An 18,353-nucleotide genomic window follows, 5' to 3' on the forward strand; every position below is an offset into this window, starting at 1 on the left:
TTGGCTCAATGAAAATCTGCGTAATTAGTTTTGATTTCTGGAATTATGATTCACATATCGTGGATGAATTGCGGAATCAGGGCATTGACGCACATCATATCAATATTGGCGCTTATCAGCATAAAAACTTCTTTGCAAAGATTAAAAATGCCTTTTCTAAAGTAGTTTTCGGGCGTAATTTGAAAACTGAAAAAAGGCAAAAAATGATCCTGGATCGTTTGAATAAACTTGGAAAACAAGACCAGATTTTGGTGATTAATCCGGAACTCATTCAACGCGAGTTTCATCTTGAAATCAAAAAAAGCACGAACCGGTACAAAGCCTATCTTTATGACAGTTTGTCGCGCTGTCCTGCAGAACATCTTTTGGATCTTTTCGACGAAGTTTTTAGTTTTGACAAAGCTGATGCGGAAAAACATGGTTTTCAGCTGATTACAAATTACAATTATTTGCCTGAAAATCAAATGGATCAAACTCCCAAGTTTGATCTAGTTTATTTGGCATCTTTTGACAAAAGATTAGTAGATCTTTATGAAATTATTAAAAAATTAGAGAAATCGGGATTGTCGGTTTACGCCAAAATTGTTGGAAAAAAATCATGGAAAAAAAGACTTTTCACAAGCAAAAATTCTTCTGTAAGTTATGGTGTGAAGAGAATAAGACACGAAGAAATTCCTGGTTATTACAAAAAAGGGAAAGTTTTGCTCGATCTTATTCGTGATAAGCAAACCGGATTAAGCTTCCGGATTTTCGAGGCAATGGCTTTAAAGAAAAAAATAATTACCAACAACCACACGATTAAAGATTACGATTTTTATAACGAAAACAATATTTTGGTGTTGAATGAGGATTTTTCAAATCTTCAAAAATCTTTTTTCGAGACGGACTATCAGGAATTGAACCCTGAAATTTACAGAAAATACACCCTTGAAAACTGGGTGAAAATTGTGTTTGATTTATGACCACTTCAGTTGCATTGTGTACTTTTAATGGTGAAAAATTTCTCCGCCAACAAATTGATTCAATCTTGAACCAATCGATAAAAGTTGATGAAATTGTAGTCTGTGATGACCGTTCTACCGATTCGACCTTGAAAATTTTGGAAGAATATCAACAAAATTTTCCAAATGTTTTCAAGATACATCAAAATGAAAACAATCTTGGAAGTGTTAAAAATTTTGAAAAAGCAATTCGACTTTGCGAAAACGAGATTATTTTTTTGAGCGATCAGGATGATGAATGGTTGCCCGAAAAAGTTAATGACTACTGTAAATTTTTTAGCGATGTAGAAGATGTTTCTGTACTCTGCTCAACTGGTTTTGCGATGGATGAAGAGGGCAAAATTTTAGATAAGTTAAGTGTTTGGGACGCTCCCGAAATTATTTCTGAAAACGGCTCACAAATTAATTTCTTTGAATCGATCGCATTTATAAGAAATATTGCGACCGGTGCTTCAATGGCGATCCGCAAAAGTTTTCTCCCGGAAATTCTACCAGTTCCACAAACTGAAAACATTCATCATGATGAATGGATTGCTTTGGTAGCTTCTTATTATAACAAATTTCACTTTCTGCAGCGCAAATATTTTAAATACAGATTTCACCAAAATCAGCTGGTTGGTGGTGTCTTCTTTGATAACACAGAGGTTTGGAAATCCTATTTAAAAAAATTCTATTCAGGGTCAAACCAAATAAGAGATTTCAAAATGTATCGCAAGCATTTACGAAGCCTGAAAAATTCAATGAAAAAATTTGCAATTTTAGCGGAGAAATCACAAATTCAAAATCAAATGTTGGAACAGTGTCTTTTGATGGCAAATGAACGATATTACAATTTGAAGATTCAAGTGAAGAAAGAATTTCCTATACAATCAATGTTCTTAAAAAAATGAGTAATAATAATTTTGGCGTAAATATTTCCGGCTACATTAATAAACAATTTGGACTTGGTGAAGGGGTTCGTTCTAACATTCGAGCCATAAAAACTACGGACGTTCCATATGTTCTCAACGATTTCAATATTGAATTGTCGAAATATGTGAAGGACGACCATTCGCAGGAAATCACTAAAGAAAATCCTTACAACATCAATCTTATACAAATCAACATCGATCAGCTTTTGAAGGTGATTGAAAAAACGGACAAAAGTTATTTTCAGGACAAATATAACATCGGTTTTTGGGCATGGGAACTTGAAAATTTCCCTGAAGAATCCAAAGTTTTTTTCGATCTTTTTAATGAAATTTGGGTGCCGAGTAATTTTTGCACCGAAGCAATTTCAAAAGTTTCTCCTGTTCCGGTGCTCAAATTTATGCATTCCATCGCCATTGAAGAACCTCTTTTTACTCGAAAAGATTTTGATCTTCCGGAAGATAAATTTGTGTTTTTTACCATGTTCGATTATTACAGTTCAATTCATCGAAAAAATCCGATTGCGACAATTGACGCTTATGAAAAAGCTTTTGGAGTAAACAATTCCGAAGTTTTATTGGTTATAAAATCTTCTCTCAGCAACGAATTTCCTAAGGAGAAAAGTACGCTTATGGAAAGAATTGGCTCCAACAAAAGTATTGTGTTGATTGAAGAAATTCTGGAAAGAAATCAGCTGTTCAGTCTCATGAACTGTTGCAACTGTTTTGTTTCCTTACACCGTTCGGAAGGTTTTGGGCTCACGATGGCAGAAGCGATGTATTTGGGAAAACCGGTAATTGCGACAGGATATTCCGCAAATACTGAATTTATGAATTTAAACAATTCTTTTTTGGTGAAGTATAGTTTGGTTAAAACCGGCAAACAGTATTATTTCAGTACAGATAAAGATTTTTGGGCAGATCCTGATTGTAATGATGCGGCGGAAAAAATGCTGTTCGTTTACGAAAATCCTGCCGAAGCAAAGAAAATCGCGAATCGTGGCGAAACTGATGTTAAACGATTTTTGAGCCCAAAACTTTTAGGCGAGAAAATTAAAAACAGACTTCAATTTATCAATGCAGAGATTTTTCCCAGGATGCATGATAAAGCGTCCTCAAAAGAATCATTGCTGTTGCTTGAAAATAAAATTCAGCAACAGAAAATAGAGAAATTAAGAAGTCTTTGGTATGTAAAGCTGAAAGAAAATTTTAAAAATTTCCAAAATAAAATTACCGGAAAAAAGAGAAAATATATGTGGGAATCTTAAGCGTTTCGTTTTAGTATTTCCTTAATTTTCAAGTAGTCTCGATGTTGATAACTTTCTCTTCGTATACTGAATTTCTTGTTTTTCTTTTTAATGGTACCCCAAAAGTCTTTTTTTAAATCGTTGTCATGAAACGCGTAATCTAGCTGTTCCTGCGTAAACGTTTTATTAGTGAATACATGGAGGTTTTTCTTTCTGTAATAATTTTTCCCGAAATTTTCTGCTACAATTCTCAAGGATTTTTCGGTGTAAAATGCTATATGTTGTCCGGTTTCGTGGGCGATGTAAATCCAATCCTCAATTTTTTCGTCATCCGGAATGATGTCTGTTGAAAATATTATGTTTTCCGAGTAAGAAAGGATGTTTTCAATTTCAGGAAGCGGATTTTCAAGATGTTCAAAAACCTCAAAAGCAGTTACTGCATCAAACTGTTTTGTAGCGGAATCTTCAAGATCAAAGTGATTGGCAAAAATATTTTCGCAGAAAAAATCCTGTCTGAAGAAATTGAATCCCAAATCTCTCATCGAACGTACAAAAAGCCCGTAACCACCTGCAAAATCAAGAAAAATTTGACCTTCCGGAAAACAACTGTCAATAATTTTCGGTATTTCTCGCAGTAAGAATTTATTACGATCCAATATTCCGATATCAAGTGAGGTAATGGCAGAATTATAGGCTTCTTTAAGCCAAAACGGCTCTTCCGTTTGTATGAAACCACAATTAGTACAGCGAAAATAATCTGCATCATACTTCAACAATATTTTTTTGCTGAATATTTTTTCGGTGGGATGTGTACAGATATTACAATTCATTTTGATTTTTTAATGGTGTTAAGCTTTTGTCAAGTAAAAATACAACCAAAATTACCGAGAGCAAAATGATGTTGTAGTAATAGTTACCGAAAGATTGCTTTGCCAGCAAAAATACGGTGAAAAGCGTTATGGAAATATAACTTATAAGCTTTGTGATGCTGATTGTTTTGGCTTGATAAAAGAGATAATACATGACTAAAGCAAATCCTAAGGTAAAAAGATTAAAAATTGTGGAAAAATCTTTTCCAAACTGATACAGATATCCAACAATAGAAAGAGCATCCATCCTCGGTTTACTGTTTGAAAAGTATTGAATAGAATATTGAATTGATTTAAAATCTGTAAGAACGAATGGCAAGAAGGAGATGAGAAAAGCAATGCAGCAAATCAATGTATATTTTAGCAAATCTTTTTTCGTGTTTTCCAGCCGTAGAAAATAAATCACGAGGAACGGGAATATCATTACGTAGTACAGTTTAAGTGCCATCAACATTCCCAAAAAAATAAAACTGTAAAGGGATTTTCCGTTTTTTAGAGAAACGAAAATCAGGCATAAAAATGGAAAAGCAAGGGTGTCAATCCAGCCGTATTTGATCATGAAAAATGTGTACGGGCAAGAAAAAGTCAAAGCTAAACTCCAAAACAAAACTTTTCGGCTATTCCCGAAGTTCCAAAACAGAATTAGACATCCCAAAAACAAATAAAACAAATTTGCAAACCTCAAATCGCCAAAAAAAATTTGAAAAGGATAAAGTAGATAAACATTGAGTGGCCAATACACCAATTTTACGGGTTGTTTTTGATAGGCGTAATCGTACATTCCATTATAGATGTCAGGAAATGTACGTTGATAAGGATTTTGTAAAAAATTAAGATCGGTTATGGATTGCTTTAAAATCAGATATAGATCAATGAATGGATCCGGAAATAAAATCGGTAGGACAAAACAAGTTGAAATTGAAAAAATCAATAAAGGAATTACAGCTTTCTTAAAATTTATTTTAAACACATTAAAAACCGAAAGCATGCAAAACCCCAAATAAACCAGAATAATCGCTTTCCAGTTGATCCCCGTATGTTTTTTTAAAACATCAAAAAATTGACTTTCAACAGCGATTTTTCCAGTGAAAAAAAGAAAAAAATTCAGGATGACTACTATTGCCAGAAATCGCTCCAAACGCTGTACATTATAACCAAAACTCTTATCTTCTTTACCAATCAAAAGGAAAATAAAATTGAGCGCAAGTAAAATTATGGGTAAGATTTGTTGCATTGGGTTGCCTAAAAAACTACAAATAATAATTTCCAGAAAAAGATATCCAAAAAGGAATGTAAACGAAATCTGAAAATTTTCCTTAAGATAGTTTAATGAATTTTTAACAACCTTCATGCGGAATTATTTACTCCTGCCAAAATCGTCTTCAATTCTCACAATATCATCTTCCCCGAAATAACTCCCAGTTTGTACTTCCACAAAAACCAAAATTTCAGTCCCACGGTTTTCGATTCGGTGTTTTGCGCCAAGTGGTATAAAGATGCTTTCACCATATTTTAAGACGTGTTCTACTTCATCCAAAACCACAACTGCTTCTCCTTCCACAATCGTCCAAAACTCCTGCCTGTGATGATGGTACTGATAAGAAAGTCTGTGTCCTGGATTTACCTCGATTCTTTTCAATTTATAGTTGGGCTCATCTTCCAAAACAAAATATTTTCCCCACGGTCTTTCGCCGATTTCTAACATAAAATTCTTATTTAATTGCAAAACTAAATAAAAAAATTTCAATGCAACTATGTGCCAAATTATCAATGCGGAACTTTAGCATTTTATCAATTCAATCAATTGCAATCTTATGAAATACAATTTGCAACTATTGCGTCTTGCACCTTGCACCAAATTGAGTAAATTTGCATCTTAAAATTTACAGAGAAATGAGCAAAGTAAGAGTGCGTTTTGCACCGAGTCCAACTGGACCATTGCATTTGGGAGGAGTTAGAACCGCGTTGTACGATTACCTTTTTGCCAAAAATCAAGGCGGCGATTTCGTTTTGAGAATTGAAGATACCGATACAGCGAGATATGTGGAAGGTGCGGAAGATTACATCATGGAAGCGTTGGAATGGTGCGGAATTATTCCCGACGAAAGCCCAAAACACGGCGGAAAATTTGCTCCATATCGTCAATCTGAAAGAAGAGAAATCTACGATAAATATTTAGCGCAAATCCTAAAAACCGATTACGCATACATCGCATTCGACACACCCGAAGAATTGGACGAAATCAGAAAAGAGTTTGAACAAAATGGTGAAGTCTTCGCTTACGACAATATGACGAGAAACCGCCTTAAAAATTCTTTGACTTTATCTAAAGAAGAAGTTCAGAAATTAATCGACGAAAAAGTTCCTTATGTCGTTCGCTTCAAAATGCCCGTTGACAGAATTTTGAATTTGGAAGACATCATCCGTGGAAAATTTTCAGTAAATACCAATACTTTAGATGACAAAGTTCTGGTAAAAAACGACGGAATGCCGACTTATCATTTCGCCAACATCATCGATGACCACGAAATGGAGATTTCTCACGTTATTCGTGGCGAAGAATGGCTTCCTTCACTTGGACTTCACTATTTACTATATGAAGCAATGGGTTGGGAAAGACCTGAGTTTGCGCATTTGTCATTAATTCTAAAACCCGAAGGAAAAGGAAAACTTTCAAAAAGAGACGGTGACAAGTTTGGCTTCCCTGTTTTCCCATTAAATTTTAAAGATCCGGAAACGGGAAATATTTCTAAAGGTTATCGTGAAGAAGGTTATCTGCCAGATGCGTTTATTAATATGGTCGCTCTTCTTGGGTGGAGTCCTGCTGATGACAAGGAAATTTTGACTTTGGATGAAATGGCGAAGGAATTTGATTTGCATAAAGTTCATAAAGCCGGTGCAAGATTCAGCAAAGAAAAAGCGGAATGGTTCAATAGCGAATATTTGAAATCAAAATCGGACGAAGAAGTTTTGGCATTATTAAAAAATGTGGAAGGAATCAACCTTGAAAATTCAAGCGACGAAAAATTATTGAAAGTGATTTCATTAATGAAAGAACGGGCAACTTTTGTAAAAGATATATATAACGATGGAAAATTCTTCTTCGAAGCTCCAACTTACTACGATGAAAAGGCGGTAAAAAAAGCCTGGAATGAAGAAACTGCAACTATTTTGAATGAACTTTCCACCCAACTTGAAAATTGGGACATGAAACCTGAAATCATCAAACAAAAAATTCACGATTTTGCCGAATCCAAATCACTTGGAATTGGAAAAGTGATGATGCCTTTAAGACTGAGTCTAGTTGGTGAATTGAAAGGTCCCGATGTTCCAGATATTTTAGAAATCCTCGGAAAAGAGGAAAGTGTCGCAAGAATAAAAAATGCTGTTCATCAAATCAAGTGATTCAACAAAGCCACGAAGTGGCGAAATCAACAGCAAAGGGTGAAGCCCTTTGTTCATAAAGAGCCGTTCAACAAAGCCACGAAGTGGCGGAATAATTAAGCAAAAGGTGAAACCCTTTGGAGAAGTGGAGAAATAATATTTTTAAATCCCCGATTTTCAATTCTGTAAACTTGTTCTGAACAATATTTGATACAAAATATTCCCCTTTTACTTTTGTGACTTTTATGGTTTGAAAAGTAAGTTATTTGTGATTTTTTGTTATGCTTCACAGTTATTTTTACTAAATTTGAAAGATTATTTTAAAGAAGAAAATGGAATACTTAAATTTTGAACTTCCGATAAAAGAATTGATGGATCAGTATCAAACCTGTTCATTGGTCGGTGAAGAAAGTGGAGTAGACGTGAAACTTGCCTGTTCGCAAATCGAAGATAAAATTATAGAAAAGAAAAAAGAAATCTACGGAAATCTTACACCGTGGCAAAGAGTTCAACTTTCTCGTCATCCAGATCGTCCTTATACATTGGATTTTATTAAAGGAATCGTTGATAAAGACAGTTTTCTGGAACTTCACGGTGACCGAAATTTTGCTGACGATCCCGCAATGATTGGCGGACTTGCAAAAATTGACGGAAAATCGGTGATGATTATTGGAACTCAAAAAGGGAGAACCACTAAAGAAAGGCAGCTTCGCAGATTCGGAATGAGCAATCCTGAAGGTTACCGAAAAGCATTGCGTTTGATGAAACTGGCGGAAAAATTTCACATTCCCGTAATTTCTTTAATCGATACACCGGGAGCTTATCCAGGTTTAGAAGCCGAAGAAAGAGGACAAGGTGAAGCCATCGCAAGAAATATCTACGAAATGACCATGCTTAAAACTCCGATTTTTGTTTACATCATCGGTGAGGGAGCAAGTGGTGGAGCTTTAGGAATAGGCGTCGGAAATAAAGTGTACATGCTTGAAAATACATGGTACACCGTAATTGCACCAGAAAGTTGTTCGTCAATTCTATGGAGAAACTGGGATCACAAAGAAGATGCAGCAAATGCTTTAAAATTAACTCCACATGATGCACTAAAAGAAAAATTCATCGATGGAATTATCGAGGAACCACTTGGTGGAGCACATTACGAACCGCAAGTTGCGTATGATCATTTGAAAGCTTCGATTCTTCAAAACATCAAAGCGTTTTCAAAATTCACAGGAAAAGAATTGGAAACCCAAAGACAGGACAAATTCATCGCAATGGGTCAGTTTAAGGGATAATTTTCAAAACAATAGAAATTCAAATCCTCACATTCTATTTGAATGTGAGGATTTTTTATTTGTATTTTAACGCGAATCACTTTAACTTTATAGGATAAATTTTGCTAAAAAAGTTGATATGAAAATTCAATCCCAAAACGTGCTCGATGGCGTAAATCACAATACCGTTTTTATGGTGTGGAACTTTAAAGAAAATGTTGAAATTAAAGAAGCCTTCAAAAACGTTTGTAAATTAGTCATCAATCTCAATCATTCTGCAAATACACGTTTTCCCGAAACCAAAGCAAGTGTGGTGATGGGAATTGGTTTTCATGCGTGGAATTTATTGGATTTGAAAAAACCACTCCCGAAAGAATTTGAGGAATTTCAAGAAATCGTAGGTTCAAAACATACCGCAGTTTCTACAAAGGGCGATTTGCATTTCCATATTCGCGGGAATTATAAAAGTTTCTGTATGGATACTGCAACTGCAATTACAGATGCTTTACGAGAAGTTGCCGACTGTGTGGAAGAAATTCACGGATTCAAATATTGGGACGGAAGAAGCATCATCGGTTTTGTGGATGGAACTGAAAATCCTTACGGAGAAGACCGTGCCTATTTCGGAATAATCGGCGACGAAGACTTAGAATATAAAGGTTGCAGTTATCTTTTCGTACAGAAGTATATGCATGATTTACACGCCTGGAGAAACTTGCCTGTTTACGAGCAAGAAAAAGTAATCGGTCGCTCAAAATATGAAGACATCGAAATGTCGGACGAGGTAAAACCGACCAACTCCCATTCTGCATTGGCAAATGTTGGTGACGATGCGAAAATTGTGCGTGACAATATGCCTTTTGGAAATATTTCTACCAATGATATGGGAACTTATTTCATCTGTTATGCAAGTAAATTCTCAACGGTGAAAAAAATGTTGACTAGGATGTTTGTGGGCGAACCGAAAGGAAATTACGACCGATTGCTTGATTTTAGTTTTCCAAAAACAGGGACTTTGTTTTTCGTTCCGACTTTTGATATTTTGGATGAGTTTTCTGGATAAAATTGAAATTTGTTCGAAAGGTTCTAATTCTAAAGATTTCTCATTGTCTTCGTCAATTCGAAAAGACCTCAAGAAGTGGGTGGAACTGAGGGGATTTGGCGCGGCGGCTTTGCCGCCGCGCCAAAAAAACCTGTATCATAAGAAGGAGCGGTCACTTCGAACGAAGTGAGAAATCTTCTAAAAATAATTATATCTATACGTTCGTGGCAAAAATCCTCACAAAAAAATCCCACAATCGAAATTACAGGATTCTACTTTTTTTTTTTCACACAGAAAAAATCTGCACAATCCGCCAAGTCTGCGATAGAAAAAAATTACTCAAAAAGCTCCGCCGTATCCAAAACCGTCACTTTGCCGTCTTCACAACGAATCGCTTCTCCCGGAAAATTATGAATCATGTGGTAATCGTGCGTCGCCATCACCACTGCTGAATTATTTTCAAAAGCAACCTGTTTCAACAACGTCATAATTTCGTTTGAAGTTTCAGGATCTAAATTTCCTGTAGGTTCGTCTGCCAAAATAAGTTCAGGATGATTTAATAAAGCTCTTGCAATGGCAATTCTTTGCTGTTCGCCACCAGAAAGTTCGTGCGGCATTTTATGTTTTTTAGACTTCATTCCCACACTACCCAAAACCTCATTGATGCGGTCTTCCATTTTCTTTCTGTCATCCCAACCTGTCGCTTCCAAAACGAAGCGAAGATTTTTTTCAACAGTTCTGTCTGTCAACAACTGAAAATCCTGAAATACGATTCCCAATTTTCTTCTTAGGTTTGGAATGTCGGAAGTTCTTAATTTTTCCAACTCAAAACCGGCAACACTTCCATGTCCGGAACCAAGTGGGATATGTCCGTATAGTGTCTTTAACAAAGAGCTTTTTCCGGAACCGGTTTTTCCGATGAGGTAACAAAACCTTCCTTGTTTTATGTTCAGATTAACGTCATTAAGAACGGTAAAATTTTTCTGTGCAATTTTCGCGTTTTTTAAATGAATTACGTCGTGACCTTCTAGTGTTGAATGTGGCATATTTATGATTGATAAATAATGATTGATAAGTGATAATTAAATTAATTGCAAAACGAAAATTCCTTCAAAAATAAAGCAAAATCACACCCTTTAAGGATTGGGGAAATTAAATTTGTTCAATTTTTGTAAACTGATATTTCGCTCAAACCAAAAATAGGTAAAACTTTCTTTTGCAGCGAATTTTTAGCAAATTTTAACAACAAAAAATGCCTGAAAATTTACTTTCCAAGCATAATTTTGTATCTGATAATTCCAGAGATTATCTCTTAGCGCGTGCTGCACTTACAGTTAAACTCTTTCTGCCTTTTGCTCTTCTTGCAGCCAAAACTCTTCTACCGTTCGGCGTAGACATTCTTTCACGGAAACCGTGTTTGTTTCTTCTCTTTCTTTCTGATGGCTGGAATGTTCTCTTGCTCATTGCTAATATTTTTAGTAAAAACTATATCTTATTTTTCAGACTGCAAAGATAGTAAAGTTTTTATTTTCTGCAAATTAAATTTTAAAATTTTCCCCGAAATAAAATTCAATTGGGCGTATCCCTCTCCGACGCTTACTAACGAGATTCTCTAAACTTTCCCATAACTCGGGTCGCGCTTTCCGCTATATCTTTTTTGTTTTTGCCGCAGCTTTTCCATCGGAAAAAGAAAAAAGGATGCCGCTTCAATCGCTTACGTGAGGAACGTCATTTTCAGAAGATTTGTTACAGGAATCAAGTGTTGGTTTTGTTTTTAAGATTCCTCACTTCGTTACCTCCATCACCCAACATCCATCCAAATAATCTATATTTGCAAATTACAATAATTCAGAAAAATGTTCACTCCTTCAGAAATTTTAGACATCAACCAACTCTTAAAACCCGAAAACAAAATCGCAATCATCACGCATTACAATCCTGATGGAGACGCAATCGGCTCAAGTTTAGGTCTGAAACATTTTCTGAAACAAAAGGGTCTGCAAGCCGACGTTATCGTTCCCAACGATTTCCCGAAATTCCTGAAATGGATGCCGGAAGCGAAAAAAATCATCATCGCCGATTACAAAAGAAAACAGGCGGGAGAAGCAATTTACAACGCCGATGTTATTTTCATCCTCGATTTCAACGCCTCTCACCGTTCAGGAAATTTAGTCGGTCCATGGATTGAAAAAGCAAGGGCCACTAAAATCCTCATCGACCATCATCAACAACCAGAAGATTTTGATTTCGTGTATTCCGACACTACCATTCCTGCAACATCGCAAATGGTGTATCATTTTATTGAAGCTTTGGATGAAGAAAAATTAGTGAACCAAGATATTGCAGATTGTCTTTACACGGGAATTATGACTGACACAGGTGGATTCCGTTTTCGGTCCACATCTGCTACAACGCACAGAATTATTGCTAATTTAATAGAAAAAGGAGCAGACCCTGCAATGATTACTTCCAACACTTGGGACACGAATACAGTCTCAAGACTGCATTTGTTGTCATTAATCTTAAGCAGAATAGAAGTGGTAAAAGACGGGAAAGTTGCCATTCTTTGGCTTAAACGTGATGAACTTAAAGAATTTGGTTTCCAAAAGGGGGATACGGAAGGTTTTGTGAATTATGGTTTATCGATTATGGGAACTCAGGTTTCCGCATTTTTTATGGAAGATTTATATGAGGATTTTATCAAAATTTCTTTCCGCTCCAAAGAAGATGTGGATGTGAACCAATTCTCAAGAAAATATTTCAACGGCGGTGGTCACATCAATGCAGCAGGCGGAAAATATTTTAAATCTATTGAAGATACGATTGAAGATTTTAAGGAAAAAATTGAAGGCGAGGATTTGTAATTTTGAAGTTCGAAAATAGGATAGGAAATATTTCTAACGTAACAAAAGAAAAATCAACGCCAAAATAGCCGGAACCGCCTGAACAAAAAATATTTTTCTGGAAGCGGAAATCGCACCATAGATTCCTGCAACAATCACACATCCAAGTAAAAACATTGCGATATTAGTAGACCAAATCACATCAGAAATCAGCAAAGACCAAATTAATCCCGCTGCAAGAAATCCGTTGTAAAGTCCTTGGTTTGCAGCCAATCCTTTTGTAGGAGTGAAAAGTTCGTCTTTCAGTGCACCTTTGAAAGACTTTCTTCCCAACGTTTCCCACGCAAACATTTCCATATAGAGGATGTAAAGATGTTCGATGGCGACAAGTGTGATTAAAATTTTTGAAACAATTTCCATGGTTTTTGGTTTTAATTTTTTTAAACGTTATAGTTTTGCGAAACCTGTAAGGTTTCCTAAAATACCAATTTTTTCGGCAAATTATGCAGCAATTCCGTGTTGATGATTTCTGCACAAATCGCAGGTTTTTCCCAATGTCCGTTATGTCCGCAATCCAGGAGATATGATTTGATGTTCGTTTTTTCTGGGAGATTTTTTAGCATCACATCAGTTTTCACTGCGTTGTCGTATTTACCGGCGATGACTAAAATTTTTCCCTCAAATTTTTCCATCACTGATTTTTTATCGGTTCTTTCCATCATTCCTTTTACTGCTGCCAAAACTCCGTCGGGTTTCGTGGAAAGTGCGATTTCTTTGGCCAAGTCAATTTTTCCCTCTAAAATGTCTTTTTCGTTTTCATTGAAGAGATTTGGGATCCCCGCATTTACATAAGTTCGGAATGCTTCTTTAATAATTCTGAAACTTTTTCTGCGTTGTTCTTTTTTCTCTTCGTCATCGGCAATGTAAGTAGAAAAGAATAAAGTTAAGGATTTTAAATCATCCGGAAACTTTTCTGCAAAAGCGAGCGAAATATAACCTCCCATGGAATGTCCCAACAAATGAAATTTCCCCAACTTCAGCTGGTCGGTTACTTTCTTCACTTCTTCAGCATTCAATTCCATTGAGTGAACGTCGCTATAAATTTTGGAGAGACCGTGTCCCGGCAAATCGATTTTAATTAAGGTGAAATCTTGGGAAAGTTTTTCTTCCAGTTCTTCCCAAATCAAAAGATTCTCCATAAAACCGTGGAGCAGGACAAGGTTTTCTTTACCGTTTCCAGATATTTCGTAATTCAGCATGTTCAAATTTAATTAAAAAAAAATCCAGTTGAGTTTAAAAATAAATATCAATGTAATCAGTACCAATACCGTCGCAATTCTGCATTTCCTGCATACGCCAATATTTTCGGTTTTGGGTAGAAAGGAACGTTTGGGGGCCTTTTTTTACACATTCTTTTCCGTTTCCGTTGACAATCGTGCTGTGCCTAATTGTTCCATCGAAACTTAATTCTTTGTCGGAAACTTGGGAGATTTCACCGTCAATTTTTAAATATTGTTTTCCAATAATTTGACTTCCGGAAACTTTATATAGATTTTTGCCAATCGGTTTGAAAGTAATTGTTCCCGGTTTGTCCCAGGAAATCCACTGTAAAGTGAGCGAGTGTTTTCCGGCTAAACTTTTTTCATTTGAAGTTTGAACATCAACGGAATTGCCCGTGTTTTCTTCTTCAGCATCATTATTCTTTGGAGTGATTTCTTCATTTACAATTTGGGTTTCGAGAGGTTTTTCAATATAAACTGTTTCTTTTAGAACGCTTGGAGTTTTAATCGTTTCTGTTTTCTTAGAGCATGAAAAAAGAAGAATGGTTCCTGTAAGTACAAGATATTTTTGCATAATTATAAATGTGGTGATTATTAAAAACTTTACAAATACTATGCAGAAAAGGACATCCGTGGAAAACGCTCTTTATTTACTTTAGTGATAAATGTCGATGTAATCTACAAAACCGTCGTTATTAACCTTGTCTTGGAGTCTCCAAAAATTTCCCTTTCCTTCATTCAGAAATGTGCTTCGGCGAGTTCGTGTATATTTTTTTCTGTTAATGATTTGTGAAATTCTGCCTTCGAAATTCAAGTGTTTCTCCGAAACTCTTTTTATATTTCCGGCGACTGCAATTTTGTTTCCGTTTGCTGTGGCTCTTCCATTTACTTGATATTCATCGCGACCGATTTTTATAAAATTAATTTTGCCGGAAAGTGTTGCGTCATCATTTTCAAATTTCAATGGATGATTTCCAGACAAATCACCGAAATTATTTTTCTGGTTGAGCGTTTTAATGCTGTCATTATATTTTGTTCGAGCGACATTAATGGATTCAATAATCTTGGTACTGTCGGATTTAGCTGGAATCTTGTTTCCGTTTTTATTGCAGGAAAGAAGTAAATAGGCTAAAACGATGATAAAAATTTTCTTCATGATTAAAAATGAAATCTTCAGATTCAAATTTAGAAAAAATTACTTGTACCTCATTACTTATTACACATTACTCATTGCCCATGTTTCACTGCTTCGTTTTTGAGTCCATAACAATCGTTACAGGTCCGTCGTTTAGAAGTGAAACTTTCATGTCTGCACCGAAAATTCCGCTTTCTGTTTTCAATCCAGATTTTGAGATTTCGGTTTTAAAATATTCAAAAAGTGGAATTGCTTTTTCGGGTTTTGCAGCTTTAATAAAAGATGGTCGATTTCCTTTTTTGTAATCCGCAATCAAAGTGAATTGACTGATGCAAAGAATTCCACCCGAAATATCCATTACCGAACGATTTAATTTGCCTTCGTCATCGCCAAAAATTCGGAGGCTTAAAATTTTTTGAACAAGCCAGTCCGCATCGTTTTTTTCATCTTCTTCATCAATTCCGATCAAAAGGAGTAGACCTTTTGAGATTTCACCCACAATTTTGCCATCAACTTTTACATTGGCTTCGGAAACACGCTGTATTACTGCTTTCATGCAATAAATTTAAACAAATTAATAGAAAATAGAGAGAATTCCTGTCGTGGAATCAAAATTATAGCGATACGTTTTTGGCGGAATTTGTGCAATTTTTGTCGGTTCACCAGTAATCAAAATCCATTCTGCACCGTCTTTCGGGCAAACTACTTTGATATTGTTTTCTACATTCAACGTGGTATTGTTGTCGGGACAAACATGTGGTGCGTTTCGGTCGTAAACTTTGAAGCCGTTTGTGGTGCGAACTACAATTAAACCTCTCGTTCCACATTCTTGCTCGTTCACGTAAATCCAGCCACCAACATTTTGCAAAACGTAGTATGCGGGAAGATTTAAATTTAAAACTACATTAATTGGCACGTTTGGAAAACAATTAACCGTTTCTTCTCTTTCCTTGCAAGAAGTGATATTCAATAAACTGAAAATGAGAATGATTGATGAAAAAATTGCGAGAAAAATTCTTTTCATTAAAATAAATTTATATATTTGTGAAACGAATTCACAACGAAAACATTGTCCGACAAATGTCGGATTATTTTTTTATACTAACGCTAAAGAAAAAATTATGGCAACAAGTTACGTTACACAGGAAGGTTTAGATAAAATGAAAGTTGAACTGGAGCAACTAGAAACCATTGAAAGACCAAAAATCACCCAGCAAATAGCTGAAGCAAGAGATAAAGGCGACCTCTCTGAAAATGCAGAGTACGACGCTGCAAAGGAAGCACAAGGAATGTTGGAAATGAAGATTTCTAAACTGAAAGATTTAATCGTAAACTCAAAAGTGATCAACGAAAATCTTTTGGATACTTCCAAAGTGTCAATTTTGACCACGGTTCGTCTTAAAAATAATGCTACGAAACAGGAGCAAAAATTCACTTTGGTTCCCGACAATGAAAGCGATTTGAAAAGTGGAAAAATTTCTGTGAATACCCCTATTGCAAAAGGTTTATTGGGAAAAATCGTTGGCGAAACTGCTGATATTGTTTTACCGAACGGCAACAAACTTTCATTTGAGGTTTTGGAGATTTCACTTTAAAAATAATTCTTATCAAAACGAGTCTCATGGACCTGTTTTTGATGATAATAAAAGAATCCATACTAACTTTAAATTTACATCATGAGCTCTATTTTCACAAAAATCGTTCGAGGAGAAATTCCGTGCTACAAAATTGCTGAAGACGAAAAACATTTGGCTTTCCTCGATGCAATGCCGTTGGTAAAAGGACACACTTTAGTTATCCCGAAACAGGAAACCGATTTGATTTTCGACATTGAAAATGAAGATTACAAAAACCTCTGGAGTTTCGCACAAGATGTTGCAAAGAAATTAGGGAAAACCTATCCCGACCAAAGAATTGCCGTTGCCGTCGTAGGACTCGAGGTTCCACATGCTCACATTCACCTCATTCCAATCAATAAAATGGAGGACATGAATTTTAAAAATGTTCGCTTGAAATTGTCGGATGAGGAATATCGGGAAGTTCAAAACAATATTAAAAATTCTTAAAAAAGCTATCGTTTTGCCAAGGTTTCGTAACTTTGGCAAAATTTTTTAATGGGTGTTTTTATTAACTCATTAATCTTTACTCATTATATATGAATTCAAATCAATGTTCATTTTGCGGAAGAAAAAGAAATGAAGTTCAGATGCTGATTTCGGGAAACAATGGATTTATTTGTGAAAACTGTATTGAACAGGCTCATAATATTATTAAGGAAGGCGCTGCAAAAAAAGGGTTTTCTCCTGCTGATAAAATCGAGGATTTGAAAAAACCAAAAGAAATTAAAGAATTTCTTGATCAATATGTCATTGGACAGGATCAGGCGAAGAAACAACTTTCCATCGCGGTTTACAATCATTATAAAAGACTTCTTCACGCAAAAGATGAGAACCGTGAGGTAGAAATAGAGAAATCTAATATCATCATGATTGGTGAAACTGGAACGGGTAAAACACTTTTGGCAAAAACGATTGCAAAAGAATTGAACGTGCCGTTCTGTATTGTGGATGCAACGATTTTAACTGAAGCTGGTTATGTTGGAGAGGATGTGGAAAGTATTCTATCAAGACTTTTGATGGTGGCCGATTACGACGTTGAAAAAGCGGAAAAAGGAATTGTCTTTATTGATGAAATCGACAAAATTGCGAGAAAATCTGACAATCCAAGTATAACACGTGATGTTTCTGGCGAAGGTGTTCAACAAGGACTTTTGAAGCTTCTAGAAGGAAGCATTGTAAACGTTCCACCACAGGGAGGAAGGAAGCATCCTGATCAAAAATATATCCAAGTCAATACGCAAAATATTCTGTTTATCGCAGGTGGAGCTTTTGATGGCATTAAGGAAATTATTGAAAGAAGACTTAATAAGCAAGCGATCGGTTTTAGTGCAGAGAAACTTAATAAAGTTGATGAAGATGACTATATCTTAAGTCAAATCAATGCGATTGATTTGCGAAAATTTGGTTTGATCCCAGAACTTTTGGGGCGTTTCCCAATTGTAACCTACTTGGATAAGCTTACCAAAGAAACCATGGTTCGCATTATGAAAGAGCCGAAAAACTCCATCATTAACCAGTTTGTAGAACTGTTTAAAATGGACGGAGTGAAGTTAAAGTTTAGTGACGAATCGATTGATAGAATTGTGGAAGAGACCATGGAGAAAGGGCTTGGAGCAAGGGGTTTACGCGGTACCACAGAAAAAGTTCTAGAAGATTATATGTTCGATATCGCAGGTGAAAAAGAGATTTTATTAACAAATGATAATATAAATTTATAACTTTACGTAGATTTTCTTGTAAATAAAAAAAAAACTGAT

The 18,353-nt window shown here is 35.6% G+C and carries 21 protein-coding genes; 10 read left to right on the top strand and 11 right to left on the bottom strand.

The genetic code is table 11. The features are described 5' to 3' along the window. The first annotated feature begins 8 nt into the window (after positions 1-8). The 3 genes from J4771_RS11670 to J4771_RS11680 are packed head-to-tail and all read left to right on the top strand — an operon-like array spanning position 9 to position 3,177. Positions 9-962, top strand: coding sequence for a CgeB family protein (locus tag J4771_RS11670; RefSeq protein ID WP_224135170.1), 954 nt, complete (start codon positions 9-11; stop codon positions 960-962). Next, complete coding sequence (locus J4771_RS11675; protein ID WP_224135171.1) at positions 959-1,891, top strand: glycosyltransferase family 2 protein; 933 nt, start codon at positions 959-961, stop codon at positions 1,889-1,891. The genes J4771_RS11670 and J4771_RS11675 overlap by 4 nt, the downstream gene beginning before the upstream one ends. Next, entirely contained in the window at positions 1,888-3,177 is a 1,290-nt protein-coding gene (locus J4771_RS11680; RefSeq protein WP_224135172.1) for a glycosyltransferase, read from the top strand. Before J4771_RS11675 ends, J4771_RS11680 begins: the two co-directional genes overlap by 4 nt. Here J4771_RS11680 and J4771_RS11685 read toward each other — a convergent pair. The 3 genes from J4771_RS11685 to J4771_RS11695 form a co-directional block, all read right to left on the bottom strand. Next, positions 3,174-3,986 carry a class I SAM-dependent methyltransferase gene (locus tag J4771_RS11685; protein WP_224135173.1) on the bottom strand — a complete coding sequence of 271 codons (813 nt, stop codon included), beginning with the start codon at positions 3,984-3,986 and terminating at the stop codon, positions 3,174-3,176. The genes J4771_RS11680 and J4771_RS11685 overlap by 4 nt on opposite strands. Next, positions 3,976-4,806, bottom strand: coding sequence for an LTA synthase family protein (locus J4771_RS11690; protein WP_224135174.1), 831 nt, complete (start codon positions 4,804-4,806; stop codon positions 3,976-3,978). Before J4771_RS11690 ends, J4771_RS11685 begins: the two co-directional genes overlap by 11 nt. 576 nt (positions 4,807-5,382) lie before the next feature. Continuing rightward, positions 5,383-5,730, bottom strand: a complete 348-nt coding sequence (locus J4771_RS11695; RefSeq protein WP_224135175.1) for a phosphomannose isomerase type II C-terminal cupin domain — start codon at positions 5,728-5,730, stop codon at positions 5,383-5,385. Positions 5,731-5,918: 188 nt separating this feature from the next. Here J4771_RS11695 and gltX point away from each other — a divergent pair, with 188 nt between their 5' ends. The 3 genes from gltX to J4771_RS11710 all read left to right on the top strand — a co-directional run bounded on the left by gltX (position 5,919) and on the right by J4771_RS11710 (position 9,740). Then, positions 5,919-7,430 carry a glutamate--tRNA ligase gene (gltX, locus tag J4771_RS11700; protein ID WP_224135176.1) on the top strand — a complete coding sequence of 504 codons (1,512 nt, stop codon included), beginning with the start codon at positions 5,919-5,921 and terminating at the stop codon, positions 7,428-7,430. 311 nt (positions 7,431-7,741) lie between these two features. Beyond that, positions 7,742-8,698 carry an acetyl-CoA carboxylase carboxyltransferase subunit alpha gene (locus J4771_RS11705; RefSeq protein WP_224135177.1) on the top strand — a complete coding sequence of 319 codons (957 nt, stop codon included), beginning with the start codon at positions 7,742-7,744 and terminating at the stop codon, positions 8,696-8,698. A gap of 118 nt (positions 8,699-8,816) precedes the next feature. Next, positions 8,817-9,740: a Dyp-type peroxidase gene (locus J4771_RS11710; RefSeq protein ID WP_224135178.1), complete on the top strand. Its 924-nt coding sequence runs from the start codon at positions 8,817-8,819 to the stop codon at positions 9,738-9,740. Positions 9,741-10,054: 314 nt separating this feature from the next. On the opposite strand, the gene J4771_RS11715 is transcribed toward J4771_RS11710, so the two are convergent. Together J4771_RS11715 and rpmH are read right to left on the bottom strand one after the other, a co-directional pair. Beyond that, positions 10,055-10,765 carry a cell division ATP-binding protein FtsE gene (locus tag J4771_RS11715; RefSeq protein ID WP_224135179.1) on the bottom strand — a complete coding sequence of 237 codons (711 nt, stop codon included), beginning with the start codon at positions 10,763-10,765 and terminating at the stop codon, positions 10,055-10,057. Between the two features lie 259 nt (positions 10,766-11,024). Next, a complete protein-coding gene (gene rpmH / locus J4771_RS11720) occupies positions 11,025-11,183 on the bottom strand; it encodes a 50S ribosomal protein L34 (protein ID WP_039365072.1) in 159 nt (52 codons plus the stop codon). Positions 11,184-11,575: 392 nt separating this feature from the next. Between rpmH and J4771_RS11725 the strand changes: the two genes are divergently transcribed. Continuing rightward, the gene (locus J4771_RS11725; RefSeq protein ID WP_224135180.1) at positions 11,576-12,583 is read left to right on the top strand and encodes a DHH family phosphoesterase; all 1,008 of its coding nucleotides are present in this window, start codon (positions 11,576-11,578) and stop codon (positions 12,581-12,583) included. Between the two features lie 33 nt (positions 12,584-12,616). On the opposite strand, the gene J4771_RS11730 is transcribed toward J4771_RS11725, so the two are convergent. From J4771_RS11730 to J4771_RS11755, 6 genes are all read right to left on the bottom strand, one after another. Further along, positions 12,617-12,982 (bottom strand): DUF1304 domain-containing protein, encoded by a 366-nt coding sequence (locus J4771_RS11730; RefSeq protein ID WP_224135181.1) that lies wholly within the window; start codon positions 12,980-12,982, stop codon positions 12,617-12,619. Positions 12,983-13,038: 56 nt separating this feature from the next. After that, a complete protein-coding gene (locus tag J4771_RS11735; RefSeq protein WP_224135182.1) occupies positions 13,039-13,821 on the bottom strand; it encodes an alpha/beta fold hydrolase in 783 nt (260 codons plus the stop codon). A gap of 34 nt (positions 13,822-13,855) precedes the next feature. Continuing rightward, positions 13,856-14,416 carry a hypothetical protein gene (locus tag J4771_RS11740; protein ID WP_224135183.1) on the bottom strand — a complete coding sequence of 187 codons (561 nt, stop codon included), beginning with the start codon at positions 14,414-14,416 and terminating at the stop codon, positions 13,856-13,858. 81 nt (positions 14,417-14,497) lie between these two features. Continuing rightward, positions 14,498-14,998: a hypothetical protein gene (locus J4771_RS11745; RefSeq protein ID WP_224135184.1), complete on the bottom strand. Its 501-nt coding sequence runs from the start codon at positions 14,996-14,998 to the stop codon at positions 14,498-14,500. 85 nt (positions 14,999-15,083) lie between these two features. Further along, positions 15,084-15,533: a D-aminoacyl-tRNA deacylase gene (gene dtd, locus J4771_RS11750; protein WP_224135185.1), complete on the bottom strand. Its 450-nt coding sequence runs from the start codon at positions 15,531-15,533 to the stop codon at positions 15,084-15,086. 18 nt (positions 15,534-15,551) lie between these two features. Then, positions 15,552-16,001 (bottom strand): hypothetical protein, encoded by a 450-nt coding sequence (locus J4771_RS11755; RefSeq protein WP_224135186.1) that lies wholly within the window; start codon positions 15,999-16,001, stop codon positions 15,552-15,554. A gap of 97 nt (positions 16,002-16,098) precedes the next feature. Between J4771_RS11755 and greA the strand changes: the two genes are divergently transcribed. From greA to clpX, 3 genes are all read left to right on the top strand, one after another. Then, on the top strand, positions 16,099-16,572 hold the full coding sequence (greA, locus tag J4771_RS11760) for a transcription elongation factor GreA (protein WP_224135187.1): 474 nt from the start codon (positions 16,099-16,101) through the stop codon (positions 16,570-16,572). 81 nt (positions 16,573-16,653) lie between these two features. Continuing rightward, positions 16,654-17,043: an HIT family protein gene (locus J4771_RS11765; protein ID WP_224135188.1), complete on the top strand. Its 390-nt coding sequence runs from the start codon at positions 16,654-16,656 to the stop codon at positions 17,041-17,043. A gap of 89 nt (positions 17,044-17,132) precedes the next feature. Further along, positions 17,133-18,314, top strand: a complete 1,182-nt coding sequence (clpX, locus tag J4771_RS11770; protein ID WP_224135189.1) for an ATP-dependent Clp protease ATP-binding subunit ClpX — start codon at positions 17,133-17,135, stop codon at positions 18,312-18,314. Positions 18,315-18,353 lie beyond the last annotated feature (39 nt).

It is taken from the genome of Candidatus Kaistella beijingensis (assembly GCF_020084865.1).
GTDB classification, from domain to species: domain Bacteria; phylum Bacteroidota; class Bacteroidia; order Flavobacteriales; family Weeksellaceae; genus Kaistella; species Kaistella beijingensis.